Origin of the sequence: Paenibacillus sonchi (genome assembly GCF_016772475.1) — a bacterium.
Classification (GTDB): domain Bacteria; phylum Bacillota; class Bacilli; order Paenibacillales; family Paenibacillaceae; genus Paenibacillus_AQ; species Paenibacillus_AQ sonchi.
Map to the genome: position 1 here is coordinate 6118449 of NZ_CP068595.1, position 17363 is coordinate 6135811.

The following is a 17363-nucleotide window of genomic DNA, read 5'->3' on the forward strand; positions in this document are numbered from 1 at the left end:
TGAAGGGAGCATCGTTATGGAGCACCGCAAAATCCCTGTATCCCATATTCTGCCGCATCACAGAAGCCTGATTACCGTTAGCGGACCTTTGTCTCCAGACGCGCTGCAAGGGCTGCAGATGCATCCGGATCTGGATGCCTTCCGTAAACCGCAGGAGCAGCTGGAAGCGCTTATAGAGATTGCCGGATTGCCGGAAGGGCGTGTAATTGCCGCTATTGTTGACCAGGTGATCGCAGGCTATGTTACTTTTCACTATCCGGATGAACTGGAGTTATGGTCTCAGGGCGGAATGGAGGATCTGATCGAGCTGGGTGCTGTGGAAGTAGCGGATGGATTCAGGGGAATAGGGCTTGCGAAGCTGCTGATTACGAGTGCTTTTGAACGGGAACAGCTGGAGAACTGCATCGTGTTCACAACCGAATATTACTGGCATTGGGATCTGAAGGGCAGCGGGCTGGATGTATGGGCCTACCGTCAGATGATGGAGAAGCTGATGCAGACGGTAGACATGGTGTGGTATGCCACGGATGATCCGGAGATTTGCTCCCATCCAGCCAACTGCCTGATGGTGCGCATCGGCCGGGAAGTCCCGATGTCCTCGCAGGAAACCTTTGACAGGGTGCGTTTCAGGCAGCGCTTCATGTACTAGGGAGCAGCCTATTTCCCGGAAGAGATTCTTACATCGCTTTCAGCATATATTCAAGAATCGCATGGGAGCGCTCAGAGGCCTTAACCGTAAATTCGCGGTAGTTCACATGCGCCGATCCGTCTGCTTTGTCTGACATGGAGCGGATAATCACAAAAGGAATCTCATTCATATAGCAGACCTGTGCGACAGCCGCCCCTTCCATTTCCGCGCAGGCTCCGTCCAGCTGCTCCCGAAGCTCAGCTACAACAGCGGCACTGGCAATAAATTGATCCCCAGACAGCACAACTCCTGTAACCGACTTCTGTTTCAGCGTCCGGCAGGCTTCTTCGGCTAGCTGCACAAGGGCTGGATCTGCTGGAAAAGAGGACACCTCCTGATACGGAATTACCCCCCGCGGGTAGCCAAGAGCGGTGACGTCCATGTCATGCTGGATGCAATGGGACGAAATGACGATATCCCCGATACCGAGCTCCGGATGCACCGCCCCGGCAACGCCAGTGAACAGCACACGTGCCACTCCAAAAGCATCAATCAGAATTTGTGTCGTCACCGCAGCGTTGACCTTGCCGACTCCCGATTTGCAGAGAACCACCCTTTGGCCGAATATAGTGCCTGAATAATAAGCAACGCCTGCCTTGACTGTGCTTTCCTTATCTTCCATACTCTCCAGGAGCAGCTTGATCTCCTCGTCCATCGCTCCAATCAATCCTATAATTTCACTCATATGTACCCTCCTGCATGTAAGTAAAATACACCTCAATAAAACATAAAAAGCTCCAACCGGAGCTTTCTACGCACTTATGTTCCATACGGATACTTATTTGTTCACATGATTCACAGACAAACGCAGGATCGTCTCATGAGGCAAAATGACACGCGGATTCTCAACCGTTTCCTTCTTCATCAGCTTCGTCAGAAGTCTCATTGCTACCGCGCCCAGATCGTACATAGGCTGCGCTACAGTTGTCAGCAAAGGACGGACCATAGAAGCCATGCGGATATTGTCGACACTGATGATCGAGAAGTCATCCGGCACCTTCAGGCCTTCATCCTGAATACTGTGGATGGCACCAATCGCCATTTCATCGGTTGCCGCAAATACAGCTGTAGGCTTCTTCTTCAGCCCCAGGAAGTACTTCATCGCTTCGACACCGGATTCGTAACGGTAATTCCCGATGCGGACCAGATCCTCCTGGTACTCAATGCCTGCTGCTTCCAGCGCTTTCTTGTACCCCTGGAAACGGGCATAACCATTGGCAGGGTCCTGCAGCGTTCCGCTAATCATTGCAATTTCGCGGTGGCCATGGCGGATAAGTGTGTTCACGGCATCGAAAGCCGCCGTCTCATGATCGATATCAACAGACGGGTAGGTTCCCTGCTCATCACGCGTAGCGCAAAGTACGATTGGAACGGCAGACGTTTGGAAGGCTTGGATATGTTCTTCTGTTACGGTTCCACCCATGAACAGCAGCCCGTCCACCTGCTTCTCCAAAAGCGTGTTGATGACACGTATTTCCTTCTCTTTGCGCTTATCCGCGTTACACAAAATAATGTTATAATGGTACATGTTGGCAATATCTTCGATCCCGCGTGCAATTTCTGCAAAAATCGAGTTCGAGATATCGGGGATAACAACCCCAACGGTTGTTGTTTTCTTGCTGGCGAGACCTCTCGCCACGGCGTTTGGACGATAGCCCAAACGTTCAATCGCTTCAAAAACTTTCTTCCGGGTCTGCGGTTTCACGTTCGGGTTATTGTTCACAACCCGTGATACCGTAGCCATAGATACGCCTGCTTCTCGAGCTACATCGTAAATGGTTACCGTCAAATTACTCTCTCCATTGCGATAAATTTTATCGTTCGACTAATTAAAATTATGATACGACACTTTGTACAATTGTGCAATGATAACGCTTCATTTTCCTTTCAAAATTTCTTTCAAGGGCTGAGAACGCTACCGGAATGCGGGAAAAAACGCTCCTGCTGCTTCATTGTCCTCCAATGATTTCCAACTGTAACATGCCGGATTCATAGGTTTGTCTAACCTGTTTCTATCGTATCAAAAAGCGCGTGAAAAATCCAACATTCGTGAAAGATTTTCATTAATTTTGCAGAAAAAATTTCAGTATCCGCTTTATTTCGCCTTTATTTTGCGCTTTCCGCCGGCTGAACTGTCAATTGCGACAGTCTAATTCCAGTTTCATCCATCCATTTAGGGTCGTTCAGATCCACTGCCAGCCGGTATACATCCAGCAGCAGATCAATCCGCCCCTGTATCGCGCTCCGGATCTGTTCCTCCAACTCGGACATCCCCCCGGCAAACAACCCCTTGGCAAAGGTCTCCTTGAGCACACTGGCCCATTCATTTCTGTCAGCAAACGAAATATGCCGCTTGGGCGGCGTTTCGCCTAGTTCGTGAATCAGCTTGCCCAGATCACCTTTAATGCATGACAGAGGCTCATAGCGTCCGCACTCCCCGCAGGTATAGACAGGGACATGCTTAATTTTTATCTTTGCACTGTAGATTAACGTATGCATATGTATGGTCATGATGCCGCCGCAGCTGCATGACGTCTTCAATAAATAATCTTTGTACATCTCCCACACCTCAGATTTATTTTGTAAAATCGCCTCAACCGCATTATCTATAAAAACACGAAACTCACCTGTTCAATCCCTATATTCGACCCGGTTCCCCTCAATCCCTTCTCATTTGCATAAAATGATTTATTTGGTAATTTGTCTAAGGATTTCAATTCCCCGGATGACTTCATATTTCAAATTTGCTAGAATATATTGAAGGCTGGATTCTTGAAGGGAGCTGCAGAACATGAGACTAACCGGCAAAAAGGTTATAGCATTGGTAGACGACGAATTCGAGGATTTGGAGCTGTGGTATCCGGTGTACCGCGTCAGAGAGGAAGGCGCCGAGGTCCATCTGGCCGGGCTGGAAAAAGATAAAACCTATGTGGGCAAATACGGGGTTCCGGCTAAAGCTGAGTATTCCTGGGATGAGCTGGACGCCGCCGATTATGACGGCATACTCGTACCCGGCGGCTGGGCTCCTGATAAAATCCGCCGCTATAGTGCGGTGCTGAAGCTTGTACAGGATTTCAACGCGGCGAAGAAGCCGATTGGGCAGATCTGCCATGCCGGCTGGGTGTTGATCTCTGCAAAAATATTGGAGGGAGTAACAGTTACATCCACCCCGGGTATCCGTGATGATATGGAGAATGCCGGAGCAATCTGGAAGGATGAAGCTGTCGTAACCGACGGACATATCATCTCCGCCCGCCGTCCGCCGGACCTGCCGCCTTATGGCAAAGCCTTCTGCGATGCGTTAGCGGGAGAGTAGTCCGGCAGATACTGTATATAAAAGCCCTGTCCTTTCAACTATATAAAGGGCAGGGCTTTTTGTGCTCCAATGTTATTGCGTGCTTTAACAGTATTTTGTGCTCCCACGCTATTTGCGGATGAAGAGGGAAACGGTTTTACTTTTTTTAGGGAGAGCAGCAAAAAGGCCCCACTAAGTGGGGCCTTGGCTGTGAAGCTTGCTCTCTTCACGATCCATCCGCCAGGGATGCGGACAGGCAATCTGTTGATGGAGCGGATCAGGTGATTCCTAATTCTTTCTACAATCCCCTGCATAGCAGAGGATTCTTTGGTTTGGTGCTGCCAGGCCAACTTACGAGCTTTTGCCCTTTACCTCTGCGCCTGCTCCAAGCGGAATCCCGCTCCGCCCGGCAAAAGCGGTCAGTATTTCTTCCGTCTCGGTACTGGTCCGGTGCCGGAAACAGGACTTGGCCGTTTCTCTGGCTTCGGAAGCCAGCGTGTTCAGTGCGCGGTGCTTCACCTTCAAGAGCGCCTGCGGCGACATGCTGAGGTCACTGATCCCCATCTCCAGCCAGAGCGGCAGGGACCGCTCATCCGCCGCCATCTCCCCGCATACACTGATATCGATGCCCACACGCCGCGCCGCTTCGACGGTCATCCGGATCATCCGCAGCACTCCCGGATGGTAGGGATGATACATATGCGCAATCTGCTCATTCATACGGTCAACTGCCAGCACATACTGGACCAGATCGTTAGTACCGATGCTGAAAAAGTCGACCTCCTCTGCGAGCAGATCGGCAATCATTACCGCTGCCGGAACCTCGATCATAATCCCTACAGGAATATTCCGGTTATACGGAACCCCCTGCTGGTCGAGTTCTTCCTTGACCTCGTTCAACACTGCTTTGGCAACCTGCACTTCCTCTACGGAGGAGATCATCGGGAACATCATTTTTATATTTCCGTAATGGCTGGCCCGCAGGATCGCGGTCATCTGGGTTTTGAACATGTCTTTACGGTCCAGACTGATGCGGATCGCCCGGTAGCCAAGGAAGGGATTCTGCTCTTCAGGAAGCTGGAAATAATCCAAATGCTTGTCTCCCCCGATATCCAGCGTGCGGATGACGACGGTTTCGTTCCCTACTTTTTCGGCTACCAGCTTATAGACCTCGAACTGCTCCTCTTCCGTCGGGAATGAGCTGCGGTCCATGTACAAGAATTCGGTCCGGAACAGCCCGACGCCTTGAGCCCCGTACTTGAGCACCATGTCCAGCTCCTTCACGGAACTGATATTGCCGGCCAGCCGCAGCTGCACGCCGTCTTTGGTTACAGCATCCACTGTGGCGAGGAGCTCCAGCTGCTCTTTTTTGCGCTGCTGCTTCGCCCGTCTGGAGGTATACTCTTTCAGCGTCAGTTCATCCGGATAGAGCTGAATCACCCCGGTTTCCCCATCCATCACCAGCAGGTCCCCCGTCTGAATCGGTGTCAGAATCTTGTTCTCCAGACCCGCTACCAGCGGTATCCCCAGTGCCCGGGCCATGATCGAGGAATGGGAGGTTTTGCCGCCCATCATGGTTACGATACCGAGCACGTAGGTTGGATTCAAGTGGGCCAGCTGCGACGGCGACAGCTCTTTGGCCACAAGAATATAAGGCTGCGTATCGGAGGGCAGTGTAACCTCCGGCGCACCCAGAAGATGCTTCAGCAGGCGGTTGCCGACATCCTTGATATCCACCGCCCGCTCCTTCATATATTCATCATCCAGCAGATCGAACATGGCGACAAAATGATCAATGGCCTCTTTGACCGCCACCTCAGCCGCCTTGTACTGGCGCTCGATAATGCCGCGGATTTCACTCATGAACACCGGATCATCCAGAATCGCCAGGTGGGCATCAAAGATGCTCGATTCCTCCGGCCCGACCACCTCACGGAATTCTCTTTTGATAAATTCGATCTCATCCTTAGAGGTGCGGATCCCTTCGTATAAACGCTCGAACTCCTTGGCCAGATCCACCGGATTCACCTGTGTATCCGGCAGGCTCCATTCCCAGTTCGGCAAGACAAAGGCCTTCCCGATGGCTACACCTGCTGCTGCGCCTATGCCTTGTATCATGCTTCAACCCCTCCAACATTGCTTTCATGTAAGACCACGGACATCACGGATGACTGCCCCTTTTTAACATTTTTGAATGGAGCATAGCTCCAGGATTTTACACGGTCCGGGTTCGTAATCACCATTGGCGTCGCCAGTGAAGGCGCATGGTCACGCAAATAGGTCAGATCAAATCTCACCAGCAGCTGCCCCGGCTCCACACTGTCCCCTTCCTGCACAAGCGCTTCAAACGGCCCTTTAAGCTGTGAAGTGTCGATCCCGATATGCATTAGCACCTCCAGCCCCTCGGGCGTAGAAATGCCCACCGCGTGCATTGTAGGGTATACGTGCATGACCTTGCCGAAGACCGGCGAGACGAGTTCTCCCTTTTCCGGAAAAAATGCTACCCCGTCGCCCACCAGCTTCGCGGCAAAAATATGGTCCGGCACTTCTTCAATCGGCATCATGCGGCCCTGAATCGGCGAACTGAACAGCACCTGAGGCAGATCGCGGAGCAGCAGCTTGTTGATCTCCTCCCGGATCAGCTCGGAATAAGTCCCGAACACGACCTGAACATTCCCTCCGCCCAGCTTAATGATGCCTGCAGAGCCAAGCCCCTTCAGTGCCACGGTGTCAATATACCGGTCATTGTGCACTGTCAATCTTAGCCGTGTGATGCAGGCCTGTACCTGCACGATGTTTTCCTTCCCGCCCAACGCTTCCAGGATCAGCGGAGCCTGATAAGGAATGTTGCCTGCCCAGTCGCCCAGCTCGGAGCCTTCCTCGCGTCCCGGCGTCGGAATCTGGAACCGGCGGATCGCCCAGCGGAACACATTATAATAAACAATGCCATAGCCGATGCCGATTGGAATCAGCAGCCAAGCCCGCTGTGACAGATGCATGTTGAGGAAAAAATCGATGGCCCCCGCCGAGTAGGAGAAGCCGTGATGAATGCCCAGCGCATAAGTCAGCACCATCGCCAGACCGGACATGACCACATGCAGACCGAACAAATAAGGCGATGCGAACAAAAAAGCAAACTCAATCTGCTCCGACACCCCCGTCAGGAAGCAGACCATAGCCGCGCGCAAAAACGTCTTCTTGATCTTCGGCTTCAAATCCTCCCGCGCTTCCTGAATAATCGCAAAGGCAATCGCCGGCAGCGCAAACATCATGATCGGAAACAGCCCCGCCATAAAGATGCCCGCTGTAGGGTCTCCGGCAAAAAAACGCGGCAAATCCCCCTGCACGACTGCGCTGCCGTCAGGTGTGGTAAAGCTTCCCAGCTGAAACCAGAACACATTATTGAGAATATGATGCAGGCCAAACGCCGTTAGTACTCTGTATAATACCCCGTATACAAACACGCCGTATCCGCCCGTTGCCTGGATATCACGGAACAGGATGTCGAGTCCATGCTGCAGCACAGGCGACAGTCCAAGCATCACCCAGGCGAACAAGGCAGAGAACAGACCCATGAACAGCAAAACAAAACGCGACCCTCCAAAAAACTGGATCGCCTCCGGCAGCTTGATATTTTTGAACCGGTTATGCGCCACACCGGCGACAATTCCGAGGATAATTCCGATTAGTGTTGCAGGCTGTACCGCCCCGTCCCCCATGTTGGAAACTATCCGGTCATAAGTAAACATCCCCGCGAGCGCCGCCATTCCCGCCGGTCCGGCCTGATTGGACAACCCCCATGCCACACCGACCGCAAACAAATAAGGCATGAAATAAAAAATCCCTTGCCCCGCGTAAGTAGTCACTTCGGCTACCGAAGAAAGTCCCCATGCAGACCACGGCAAACTGCCCAGACTCAGCAAAATAGCCGCCGCCGGCAGCACCATGGTAGGAAGCATAATGGCTCTGCCCAACTGCTGCAAAGATCCGAGCCAATTCAAGGTGACCCTCTCCTTTCTTTCTATATTGAATGGTAAGCGCTGCAGCAGGTTTTGTCAAAAGGATTACGGTAATAATTTGGGCGTCACAGCTTAGTTTATGTGGAACTCAGGAGGACTACGCACTTTTCACTTTTGTAAGCGTGTTTCCCATGAGTCAGTGTGGTTAATTAGTCCAAGCAAGTACCTTCATTTCGTTTTTATAGGCACATTCATTAAACATCTAACTCCCCCGTTCACGCAACCGCATATACACATAAATGTACTTCATACAACTAAACCAGGCTTTTAAAACAGTAATATACTTTTAACTGCACTTCATACAACTATACTTTCCAAGTTAAGCTATATTGTGGATCATCACAGTTTTTAGATGTACGGGATGCAGTTAAAATATAAATTCAGCTATTTATAGATATTTTAATTGCAGAAAATACAATTATACCGATTTCATTATAGCAGATGGATGGATCTTATTTTAATAACATTCTTTGCCTTTTCACTTACGGTTCCAGTACTATAATTTTCACCACAATTGATCGGCCTGCATTGCTTTTACTCGGTAAAATCGAACCCTCTGCTCAGATTCAACAGGCTCCAGCAGCCCCTTTGCACTCAGCGATTGCAGCAGACTGCGCGCCGTCCGGAAGTTAATTTGGAAATGGCCGGACACATCCTTCGGGCGGATAGGCTGTCCCAGCTGCCAGGCCAGACGGAGCACTTCTTTTTCCTTGGACAGGATATCCTTCACCGCAGTCTTTCTGGCTAAATATGGAGCAAGTGCGAGCTGGAGCAGCATCCGGCATACCTCTGGGCGCTGCTGAATATCGTCAAAGGAAAAGTGCAGCATTTTCCACCCCATTGCTGTGAGAAAAGTATCCCGATTCAATGCATAGCTGAATTTCTCACGGTCCATGTCCTTTATATGGCTCTGGAAACCATCGCATTCGATTCCGAACCGGATGCCGCTTGCCGGCAGGAACGCAAAATCCAAAAATTGCGACTTCCTGTTCCAGTCATAGATTTCGTACTCCGGATGCAAATGATCCAGCGACTCAAACAGAGGCCACCATATGTTCTCCAAAAACAGCTTCTCGGCAAAATTATGCCCCCTCACCAGCCTCCCCCTGCGTTCTCCAGCCCTTTGACTCATATGCATATCCATGAATCTGCTATGTGCTTGCTCAAATCCCATTTTCCATTCCTCCCCAAAATAAAAAAGAACGCCTAACTCTAAAGTGGATTAGAGTAAAGGACGTTCTTCGTCTGTATTAAGTATAGCAATGCCGAGTGGCAAAATCCATATTTGTCCAAGAGCATTTCTGAGATAGAAGCTACGCATAACTTTACAAGTCGCATCACGCCGGGGGGTAAAAGGATCGGGGTTCCGGGGTTCCGGGGTTCCGGGGTTCCGGGGTTCCGGGGTTCCGGGGTTCCGGGGTTCCGGGGTTCCGGGGTTCCGGGGTTCCGGGGTTCCGGGGTTCCGGGGTTCCGGGGTTCCGGGGTTCCGGGGTTCCGGGGTTCCGGGGGCCCGGCCTTCCAACGGCCCGGCGTTCGTCCATGCGTTCCCCGCTAAGCCGTTACACCCGGCTGTACTGATTCCTTAAGCCCGGCTGCGGCCCTTCATAGTGATGGCTTCCTCGACCTTGATGCAGCGGTCCATAATCGCGGTCATCCCGTGCTCAGCGGCGATGTCGGCGGCCTCCTGGCTGACGATGCCCTGCTGGAGCCAGAGCACGCGCGCGCCGATGTCAGCGGCTTCACGGGCGACGTCCGCGCAGTATTCACTGCGGCGGAAGACATTCACAATGTCCACCGGTTCAGGGATTTCCGCCAGCGTATGATAGCATTTTTCGCCCAGAATCTCACCGTCCACTGACGGGTTGACCGGAATAATGCGATAACCGCGGCTCTGCATGGCTCCTGCCACCATGTAAGAGGTGCGGTCCGTTTTGTCGGATAGCCCGACTACAGCTATATTGCCTGCAGCAGCAAGAATCTCGCCAATCTGCTCCCGGCTCGGGTTCTCAAAGCTCATGTGTATTTCCCCTTTCCATTTGTAGTGCCAATGGTATCCATGTAGGGACAGGGATGCTCCACCATACAGCACTTGGTTATTTACAATACAAGTACATCATACAGCGCAGCGTAAAAAGTTCCAAATTCATGACTCTATTTTATGCCGATACTTCCTGAATAGCTTTTGACATATAGAGAATTCTCACCGGTGCCAATAGTTCCATTTACATCCTCCTCTGTATCCTTAGTGGTTATGAGATTAGCTAAATGAACGGTTGAATCTCCTTTTGTATTTTCCACGGCCACTTTTAAACTGGATGGTGCTGTTTTATATACAATCTGAATATCTCCAGTTTTGGTTTCAATTCTTTTTTCACCTTTTTCCTCCATCCCATGCAGAACGATTTCACCACTTTTAGTCACAACATTCAATATTGAACTGGTTAAGTTTTTAAAATAAAGATCATTCCCTTTGGCTGCTACGTCCATTCTGCCGAATGAGCTGTTGTTTACAGTCAGGTCTCCTTCAATCAGATTAAAGTTCGCAGAATCCGCTTCAGTCTGATCAAACTTTACATTGCCCGCTTGATTTTGAACGATTAAATCATGGGCTGCTAACGCCCGGAAATTCAGATCTCCCTGATGGTTGACCACGGAAACTTGTTCTACTGTATTTTTGGGGATGGCCACCCTAATGGTTCCCTCTTTCTGAAAAGTAAACGCCGAGAAGGCACCGCCAATTTGTTTATCTTGTTGAATGATGAGCCGATTAGCTCTACGTGTCACTGCAACAGGAGTCTTCTTCTTATCCTTCTGCCTGCCTGTGATATCTACATGAATTTGATTGTCTGCTGATTCTTCCACTTCAAGATCCCATGAATCATTGATGATGTCTATGCTCTGGATGGCTTCCGACGGGAAATGTTCTGTTATCTCCATCTTTTGGGCTCCAACTTGCGAAGCAATCACAAGGATTCCCGCCAAAACAACGGCTGCCAATATCCAGATCCATTTATTGGTTTTCATCACTTATGCCACATCCTTTCTATCGATATTCCGGTACGATAGATAAGCTACGGCTACACCCAACACACAGAACACAATTGGCACTCCGATCAATTGAAACATGGATACAGAGCTGCTTCCATCTGAAACCGTAGCATTTAGCAGAGTTCCTATGATTACTGAACTAGTAATTGTTGTGGCCGTAGATTTTTTGCGCATACCGAAAAATAAAGGGATAAGACTTAGGCCAGCGGTCATCGCTGAAGCGGTCAAGACAGCCGGAACAGCCGCCAGCACTTCCCCCCACGGCGCCGGTGTTTCGAAGAAATGAACGGCCGGATTCAACATAACGGTCATAATCTCAATACATACCGTGGAAATCACCACACTGGAGAAGCAGAAACCAAGAACAAGCAGCAGCTTGGCTTGAATCAATTTTTTGCGCGGCAAGGGATAAGAAAATAACAACTGAATGGTTTTATTCTTATATTCTTCAATCACCAACCTGGAAATAATAATGCCCGAGAAAACGACAAAGGTAATCCGGATAAAGATATTGGCCAGTGACATAAAAGCTGTAAAATCCGCAAACATTGGTTCCCCCTGTGCATTAGACATCAATGCCATGCCTGCCGCCAATCCAAAAATAATAACCGTACAAACCACAGCCTTAATAAGGTATCCCGCCAGATGATTTCTCTGCCATTCAATTTTCATCAGTCTAAGCATGTTGTCTGCCCCCATGAATGAGATTCAGGAAATACTCTTCCAAGTTGCTTTGTTGTGTTTCAATGCTGTTTACAACGATATCATTTAGCACCAGCTCTTTATTAATCACCGCTTGCGGCACCTCATGCTGGTAGACGCGGATCGTTTCTGTATCCACTGCTTCAAAATGATGCAGGTTTAACTTTTTTTTCAGCACAAGTGCCGCCTGCTTGCTGTTTGCCACTTTTATTTCCAGGTATTCAACATTTTCTTTTCTGATTTCAGTCATCTTAACTTCCCTGATTAATTGTCCCCGGTTAATGATTCCAATCGTATCCGCAATGGATTCAATCTCAGAAACGATATGGCTGGAGACTAAAATGGTCATCCCGCACTCCTTCTTCAGCTTCAATAAAAGCATCCGGATATCCTTGATTCCCACCGGATCCAGACCATTAATCGGCTCATCTAAAATCAATATTGTCGGCCGGGTAAGAATGGCTCTGGCAATTCCCAGGCGCTGTTTCATCCCAAGCGAAAGCTCATGCACTTTTTTATCTTCCACCCCTGTTAAGCCGACGGTCTCCAGCACTTCACGGATTCGATCCCTGCCCTGGAAACGGGCGTAATCACAGTGATATTTTAAATTCTCGGCAGCTGTCAGGCGTTCATAAAAAACGGGATATTCAATGATGCTTCCGATATGCTCCAAGTATTGAAAAGACGTTTGGGATACAGGCTGGTTCAGCACAAAGATCTCGCCTGAGGTTGGCTTGACCAAATTAAGGATCATTTTCATAATGGTTGTTTTGCCGGCACCGTTTGGGCCTAAGAACCCGTAGATTTCACCCTTTTCAATATGCATGGTTACCTTGGATACGATTTCGTCCTTTTGATACGCTTTTGATAATTGATTAATCCGGATCACTGTGTCCATGATTTCTCGCTCCTTATGCGGTGTGGTCTATCTTCCTGCTACGTTTACAGCATAAGGCTGTTGCCCTTCATTCCAGAGGGGATATCATCAACTGCCCATTAACCTTCATAAACGGTACTCTTATAAAAGAAAAAGAAGCGCTGGCGGCCATTTAAGAAACAGCAACCAGCACTTCTTATGCATCTCCAAAAACTAATGGGGAAACTCTTTTTGCCTCAAAGCTTCCATCCTTTCAATGGTTTCCTTTTGCAGTCTTCTTGAAACCGAACAGCTTGCATCATGGTCAAACATGACAAGTTTGTTTTTCTTATCAACAGATCTAATATTAGCTACATTGACTACAAATGCCCGGTGGCAGCGGAAAAGGCGGTCATCATAACCGGCAATTTCATGTAATTCAGCATAAAAATCAAGAACTTTGGTTTTTGTAATTAATCTTATCTTATGTGCAATTTCCATAGTCTCAAAATAAAGGATGTCAGAAAAGGGAATTTGGAAGCTGGTGTATTTGTTCTCAAATGTAAAGTTATCGGGGCTTACCGGAACCGTCCGGCGCGAATCGGCAATGAACAGACACTCTTCAACTTTTTGGATAAATTCTGCTTCTTCCAAATCTTTTTCAATAAAATCTAAAGCAGCCACACGGTACGTAAACGTTATCGGCGCCAGCTCGGAATGGGTGGTAACGAAAACAATCGTGCCGTAGGGATCTTTTGTTCTTATCTCCTTAGCGACAGCGAGTCCTTTATGCTCCTCTTGTTTGATCTCCAGATCAAGAAAATACAATTGGTGGTCAGCGGCATTTTCAATTTGCGATAATAAATGATCCGGTTTTGCGGTCGAACATAGATTCCGGCAACGGATCTGATGTTTTGACAACAATGTCCGAATGATCCGTTCTAACCGCTGCTGCTGGATCAGGTTATCCTCTAAAATAAATATGTTCATTTCCGTTCCCCAGTCTTTCTTAAAATAAGCGTTTGAGAAAATAAATCAGGGCGGGCTTCCGTTTCAAGGGATACAAAGTTATTTTCCTTCAAAATCTGCTGTACGTTATATAAGCCCAAGCCACGCCCCTGGCCTTTTGTCGAGTATCCGCGCTCCCCCAGCCGCTGTACATTGACGTTCTCTCCGCTGCTGTTTTTAATGATAATCCGCTGAGTGGCGGGATCTTCCAATAATACAATCCATAGCTTCGCTTCTTCAGTCTTACCGGCTGCCTCTATCGCATTATCTAATAAAATGGAGAGTATCCGGGTAAAAGAAATCAATTCCATCAGAATCGACGGAACGGGTTCTTCAATTTCTAACGAAACATCTATTTTCATTTGTTGGGCCATTATAATTTTCGCAGCCAGGATACTTTTGACCTCGGATACATGCAGGTTCCGCAGCTTGACAAAGCTGTACTCATTCTTGCGCATTAATTGCCCCGTCGGCTTAACGGTTTGTTCATACACTTGTTTGACTTGCTCCCAATCTTCCCGGTAAATCCCATCCTCCAGAGTTAACAGGATATTAGCATAGTCATGGCGAAACCCTCTGAATTCATCATAAATATTTTCGAGCTGCGCCGCATAATCCTTCAGCTGTACCAATTGTTCACTTTTAGATTTTTCCATTTCCCGTTTTTGAATATGATTGTATTGAAATTGCATATACAGCAAGGCCACGATAAACAGCAACCACATTCCTACGAGTAATGTCCGATGGAATGAATTAAAGTCACCAGTTGCATTGCCAATGGATAAAATCGGATATACCGAAAGGATAATCACCATGAAAAGGACGATCACCGGAAAAAGAATGACCCTGCTGGATTCCTGCAGAATTTCCTTGTTAAGCTGGGGAACATAGCGGCGTACTGCTCTAAGGCCGATTTCATTGATAACAGGCGGTGCCATAGCTGTAAACAGATACGGGAGATAGTCAATATTTGCTGATGATTGTCTAAAGATAAATTCAACCAAACGCGTAAGCGGATCTGCTGCGAGATACCCCAAAAATGAATTCATGACCAAGGCATATGCTCCGTAAAAAACACCTAACGCGGTAATGGTTTTATGATTTTTAAAGTAGGATATGCCGACGAAACAGAGAAATAGCGTAACAGCTCCCCATACGCCGATAAAATATGTAGAAACAAACCCAATCAATAAAAATACTGCCAGCCAAACGGTTATCTCCCGGATTGTAAAGCGATAGCGTGAAATGGATTGAAAAATAAAAAAGAAGCTTAATATTTGAACGGCCATAATTAGATTAATCATTTTCGTACCACCAGTCTTCAAGTGAAAAGAATAACACTCCCCAGTCTAACACTAAACTTTTTTTTACAACAGTGGTACGAAAAAAGTTAACCAGACAAAAAACACTAACAAATCGTTGTTAGTGTCGTTGTCTTGCCAAGTATTGAATTCCGCTTCAGCTCTTCTTATACTAGGTAATCCCTTACCTTACACAACCAAACCATGTGAACCGAATCCGGTCCCCAATAATCCTTAACCACGGTGTAGGGCGCTCCAAATTTCCGCTGCCATCTTTGCTGCGCCCGCTTATAGCCGCTATCCAGGCAAAACTCTTCAATTCCCCGGCCCTTTAGATAGGCCAGCATTGCCTTAATTAAGGCCGAGCCGATTCCCTGGCCCTGGCAGCCCGGCAAAATGTATAAGCTCCCCAGCTCACCCACATCATCAAGCTGATTGCCGGTGCATGACCGGATAGCCTCACCGCAGGGCGCGAATGAAATTGTACCGACAACTTTCCCGTCCAGTTTAGCAACAAGAAAATATGTGTTCGAATGCTTAGGGTCCAGAGCGCTGGCCGCCTTTTGTTGTTTGTTGTCAACTTCACTTTGAATACCATCCTGCAAATGAGCAAGCCCCTCATGTGCAAAGGCATCTGAGATTGATTCCTCAAAAAGCTCATATACAGACTGTATATCGTCTGTGGTGAGCGGATGTATGGTCAACCGGCCGGACTTGGTCATACCCACTCCACATCTGCGCCAAGCAGGCGCAAATGGTCGAAATACTGCGGGTACGATTTGGCCACATGGTGGGCATCCTTGATCCGCAGCGGCTGGCGGGCCCGCAGGCCGACTACGGTCAAAGCCATGATTACCCGGTGATCATAATGCGCATTGATCGTCACGCCGCCTTCAACGCCCTCCGGCTTCCCGTGTACGATAATCTCATCCCGGCGTTCTTCAACGCTTGCTCCGGCACGGGCCAGCTCAGCCAAATAATCGGTAATGCGGTCGCATTCCTTGTATCTCAGATTCTCAACATTATAAAAGCGGGAGGTGCCTTCGGCAAAAACAGCGGCAGCCACCATCGCGAGAACCGCATCCGTTGCCGCATCCCCGTCAAATTCCACTGCCTTCAGGATGCCATTGCCCTGCACATGCACTGTGCCATTCTCATGGGTAAGCGGCACCTGCATCATCCGCAGCACATCGACAATCGCCCGCTCGCCCTGCTTGCTATGTTCGGCAAGCCGGTGAATTTTTACATCCGATTTCGTCACCGCCGCCGCTGCGAGTACAGCTGCCGATCCTGGATAATCACCCTGTACCGTGTAGGACTTGGCCGCATAGGCCTGGCCGCCCGGTACTTTGAAGGACATATAGTCCTCAGCCGCATGAACGACAATGCCCGCCTGCTCCAGAACCTCCAGCGTCTGGCCTACAACCACCTTGGATTTGAGGTCATCCAGCACAATAATTTCACTGTCTTCCTCAAGCAGAGGGGTCAGGAACAGAAGTGCGCTGAGATATTGCGAGCTGACCGCACCCGATACGGTGATCCGTCCGCCAGCCGGTTTGCCGCCGCGGATGGTAATGGGAAGCTTGCCGTTATTATGCTCAACCTCTACGCCGAGCTGGCCAAGCGCTGTAATCAGATCGTCATGCGGGCGTTTGCCCAAAGAATCCGGATATGTGTTCACAAAGGTGACCTCAGGACTAAGGGCCGCCACAGCCATAAGAAAACGCAGCACCGCACCGGCATTGCCCACGTTAAGCTCTTTGACATCCCGGGATGGCGGCCAAAGCCCTGAATGACAATTTTCTCCTCATCTTCTGTAAGCACTGCTCCCAGATCGGCGATACACCGGCGGATCGCATCGCTGTCTTCGCTGTGCGCCGGGTGGTAGATCGTGCTGACTCCTTCCGACAATGCGGCGACCAGCAGGTAGCGCGTCGTATAGTTTTTGGAAGACAGGGCTCCGAATTCCCCTTGCAGGGTTGGTGTAGGCCTAACAATAACGTCCATGATATTAGCTCTCCTTATGGGCTCAAATAGATTATGTATTGCTCAGTTTGACAGGGTAATCTGCAATTGTGTTATCATGATATCATTCTTCTACGCGAAAAGAGGTCATAACCATGAATGAGATTCCCCAAATCACAGCACAAGAATTGCGGCAGCGTCTGGAGTCAGGTGAAGACCTTGTACTGATAGACGTCCGTGAAGACGAGGAGGTCGCTTTCGGAATGATTCCCGGTGCGAAGCATATTCCTATGGGCGAGATACCGCAGCACACGGAGGAGCTGCCACAGGAAGCAGAATTCGTCTTCATTTGCCGCTCCGGCGCCCGCAGCCAGCGTGTCTGCGAATACCTGCAGCAGTTCGGCTACCGGACATCCAACCTCAGCGGCGGGATGATTGAATGGAATGAAACCGCCGGGGCCTGAGCCTCTGCACAAATATG

General features: G+C 49.2%; 17 protein-coding genes and 1 pseudogene. 3 read left to right on the top strand and 15 right to left on the bottom strand.

Annotated features, from left to right (window positions below):
* Positions 1 to 16: 16 nt before the first annotated feature.
* A complete protein-coding gene (locus tag JI735_RS27325) occupies positions 17 to 649 on the top strand; it encodes a GNAT family N-acetyltransferase (protein ID WP_039835347.1) in 633 nt (210 codons plus the stop codon).
* A gap of 28 nt (positions 650 to 677) precedes the next feature.
* On the opposite strand, the gene JI735_RS27330 is transcribed toward JI735_RS27325, so the two are convergent.
* The 3 genes from JI735_RS27330 to JI735_RS27340 form a co-directional block, all read right to left on the bottom strand.
* Positions 678 to 1373: a 5'-methylthioadenosine/adenosylhomocysteine nucleosidase gene (locus tag JI735_RS27330; RefSeq protein ID WP_039835346.1), complete on the bottom strand. Its 696-nt coding sequence runs from the start codon at positions 1371 to 1373 to the stop codon at positions 678 to 680.
* 93 nt (positions 1374 to 1466) lie between these two features.
* A complete protein-coding gene (ccpA, locus tag JI735_RS27335) occupies positions 1467 to 2477 on the bottom strand; it encodes a catabolite control protein A (RefSeq protein WP_025709369.1) in 1011 nt (336 codons plus the stop codon).
* A gap of 317 nt (positions 2478 to 2794) precedes the next feature.
* Positions 2795 to 3199: a hypothetical protein gene (locus JI735_RS27340; protein WP_233476085.1), complete on the bottom strand. Its 405-nt coding sequence runs from the start codon at positions 3197 to 3199 to the stop codon at positions 2795 to 2797.
* Between the two features lie 280 nt (positions 3200 to 3479).
* Here JI735_RS27340 and JI735_RS27345 point away from each other — a divergent pair, with 280 nt between their 5' ends.
* Positions 3480 to 4004 carry a type 1 glutamine amidotransferase domain-containing protein gene (locus JI735_RS27345; RefSeq protein ID WP_039835344.1) on the top strand — a complete coding sequence of 175 codons (525 nt, stop codon included), beginning with the start codon at positions 3480 to 3482 and terminating at the stop codon, positions 4002 to 4004.
* Between the two features lie 38 nt (positions 4005 to 4042).
* Here the strand turns inward: JI735_RS27345 and JI735_RS27350 are convergent, their stop codons facing one another.
* The 12 genes and pseudogenes from JI735_RS27350 to aroA form a co-directional block, all read right to left on the bottom strand.
* The gene (locus JI735_RS27350) at positions 4043 to 4333 is read right to left on the bottom strand and encodes a hypothetical protein (RefSeq protein ID WP_039835343.1); all 291 of its coding nucleotides are present in this window, start codon (positions 4331 to 4333) and stop codon (positions 4043 to 4045) included.
* Between the two features lies 1 nt (position 4334).
* Positions 4335 to 6101, bottom strand: coding sequence for a phosphoenolpyruvate--protein phosphotransferase (gene ptsP, locus JI735_RS27355; RefSeq protein WP_039835342.1), 1767 nt, complete (start codon positions 6099 to 6101; stop codon positions 4335 to 4337).
* Entirely contained in the window at positions 6098 to 7984 is a 1887-nt protein-coding gene (locus JI735_RS27360; RefSeq protein ID WP_039835341.1) for a glucose PTS transporter subunit IIA, read from the bottom strand. Before JI735_RS27360 ends, ptsP begins: the two co-directional genes overlap by 4 nt.
* A gap of 523 nt (positions 7985 to 8507) precedes the next feature.
* Positions 8508 to 9176, bottom strand: coding sequence for a PDDEXK family nuclease (locus JI735_RS27365; RefSeq protein WP_039835340.1), 669 nt, complete (start codon positions 9174 to 9176; stop codon positions 8508 to 8510).
* 408 nt (positions 9177 to 9584) lie between these two features.
* Positions 9585 to 10019, bottom strand: a complete 435-nt coding sequence (locus tag JI735_RS27375; protein WP_020433036.1) for a CoA-binding protein — start codon at positions 10017 to 10019, stop codon at positions 9585 to 9587.
* A gap of 134 nt (positions 10020 to 10153) precedes the next feature.
* Complete coding sequence (locus tag JI735_RS27380; protein WP_233476525.1) at positions 10154 to 11026, bottom strand: DUF4097 family beta strand repeat-containing protein; 873 nt, start codon at positions 11024 to 11026, stop codon at positions 10154 to 10156.
* Positions 11027 to 11029: 3 nt separating this feature from the next.
* The gene (locus tag JI735_RS27385) at positions 11030 to 11734 is read right to left on the bottom strand and encodes an ABC transporter permease (protein WP_039834509.1); all 705 of its coding nucleotides are present in this window, start codon (positions 11732 to 11734) and stop codon (positions 11030 to 11032) included.
* Positions 11727 to 12650 (bottom strand): ABC transporter ATP-binding protein, encoded by a 924-nt coding sequence (locus JI735_RS27390; protein ID WP_039834510.1) that lies wholly within the window; start codon positions 12648 to 12650, stop codon positions 11727 to 11729. The genes JI735_RS27385 and JI735_RS27390 overlap by 8 nt, the downstream gene beginning before the upstream one ends.
* A gap of 192 nt (positions 12651 to 12842) precedes the next feature.
* Complete coding sequence (locus JI735_RS27395) at positions 12843 to 13598, bottom strand: response regulator transcription factor (protein WP_039834511.1); 756 nt, start codon at positions 13596 to 13598, stop codon at positions 12843 to 12845.
* On the bottom strand, positions 13595 to 14920 hold the full coding sequence (locus JI735_RS27400; protein WP_039834512.1) for a sensor histidine kinase: 1326 nt from the start codon (positions 14918 to 14920) through the stop codon (positions 13595 to 13597). Before JI735_RS27400 ends, JI735_RS27395 begins: the two co-directional genes overlap by 4 nt.
* Positions 14921 to 15084: 164 nt before the next feature.
* Positions 15085 to 15639, bottom strand: a complete 555-nt coding sequence (locus JI735_RS27405; protein ID WP_051051675.1) for a GNAT family N-acetyltransferase — start codon at positions 15637 to 15639, stop codon at positions 15085 to 15087.
* Positions 15636 to 16924 (bottom strand): annotated as a pseudogene (gene aroA, locus JI735_RS27410) (3-phosphoshikimate 1-carboxyvinyltransferase). Before aroA ends, JI735_RS27405 begins: the two are co-directional and overlap by 4 nt.
* A 113-nt stretch (positions 16925 to 17037) precedes the next feature.
* On the opposite strand from aroA, the gene JI735_RS27415 reads away from it, so the two are divergent.
* Positions 17038 to 17346, top strand: a complete 309-nt coding sequence (locus tag JI735_RS27415) for a rhodanese-like domain-containing protein (protein WP_020433055.1) — start codon at positions 17038 to 17040, stop codon at positions 17344 to 17346.
* Positions 17347 to 17363 lie beyond the last annotated feature (17 nt).

Bases quoted from the DNA above. Each gene is read 5' to 3' on its own strand.
- ptsP (WP_039835342.1), bottom strand. From the start codon at position 6,101: ATGATACAAGGCATAGGCGCAGCAGCAGGTGTAGCCATCGGGAAGGCC.
- JI735_RS27380 (WP_233476525.1), bottom strand. From the start codon at position 11,026: ATGAAAACCAATAAATGGATCTGGATATTGGCAGCCGTTGTTTTGGCG.
- JI735_RS27345 (WP_039835344.1), top strand. From the start codon at position 3,480: ATGAGACTAACCGGCAAAAAGGTTATAGCATTGGTAGACGACGAATTC.
- JI735_RS27330 (WP_039835346.1), bottom strand. From the start codon at position 1,373: ATGAGTGAAATTATAGGATTGATTGGAGCGATGGACGAGGAGATCAAG.
- JI735_RS27415 (WP_020433055.1), top strand. From the start codon at position 17,038: ATGAATGAGATTCCCCAAATCACAGCACAAGAATTGCGGCAGCGTCTG.
- JI735_RS27365 (WP_039835340.1), bottom strand. From the start codon at position 9,176: ATGGGATTTGAGCAAGCACATAGCAGATTCATGGATATGCATATGAGT.
- JI735_RS27340 (WP_233476085.1), bottom strand. From the start codon at position 3,199: ATGACCATACATATGCATACGTTAATCTACAGTGCAAAGATAAAAATT.
- JI735_RS27400 (WP_039834512.1), bottom strand. From the start codon at position 14,920: ATGATTAATCTAATTATGGCCGTTCAAATATTAAGCTTCTTTTTTATT.
- JI735_RS27385 (WP_039834509.1), bottom strand. From the start codon at position 11,734: ATGCTTAGACTGATGAAAATTGAATGGCAGAGAAATCATCTGGCGGGA.
- JI735_RS27325 (WP_039835347.1), top strand. From the start codon at position 17: ATGGAGCACCGCAAAATCCCTGTATCCCATATTCTGCCGCATCACAGA.
- JI735_RS27405 (WP_051051675.1), bottom strand. From the start codon at position 15,639: ATGACCAAGTCCGGCCGGTTGACCATACATCCGCTCACCACAGACGAT.
- JI735_RS27390 (WP_039834510.1), bottom strand. From the start codon at position 12,650: ATGGACACAGTGATCCGGATTAATCAATTATCAAAAGCGTATCAAAAG.
- JI735_RS27375 (WP_020433036.1), bottom strand. From the start codon at position 10,019: ATGAGCTTTGAGAACCCGAGCCGGGAGCAGATTGGCGAGATTCTTGCT.
- JI735_RS27395 (WP_039834511.1), bottom strand. From the start codon at position 13,598: ATGAACATATTTATTTTAGAGGATAACCTGATCCAGCAGCAGCGGTTA.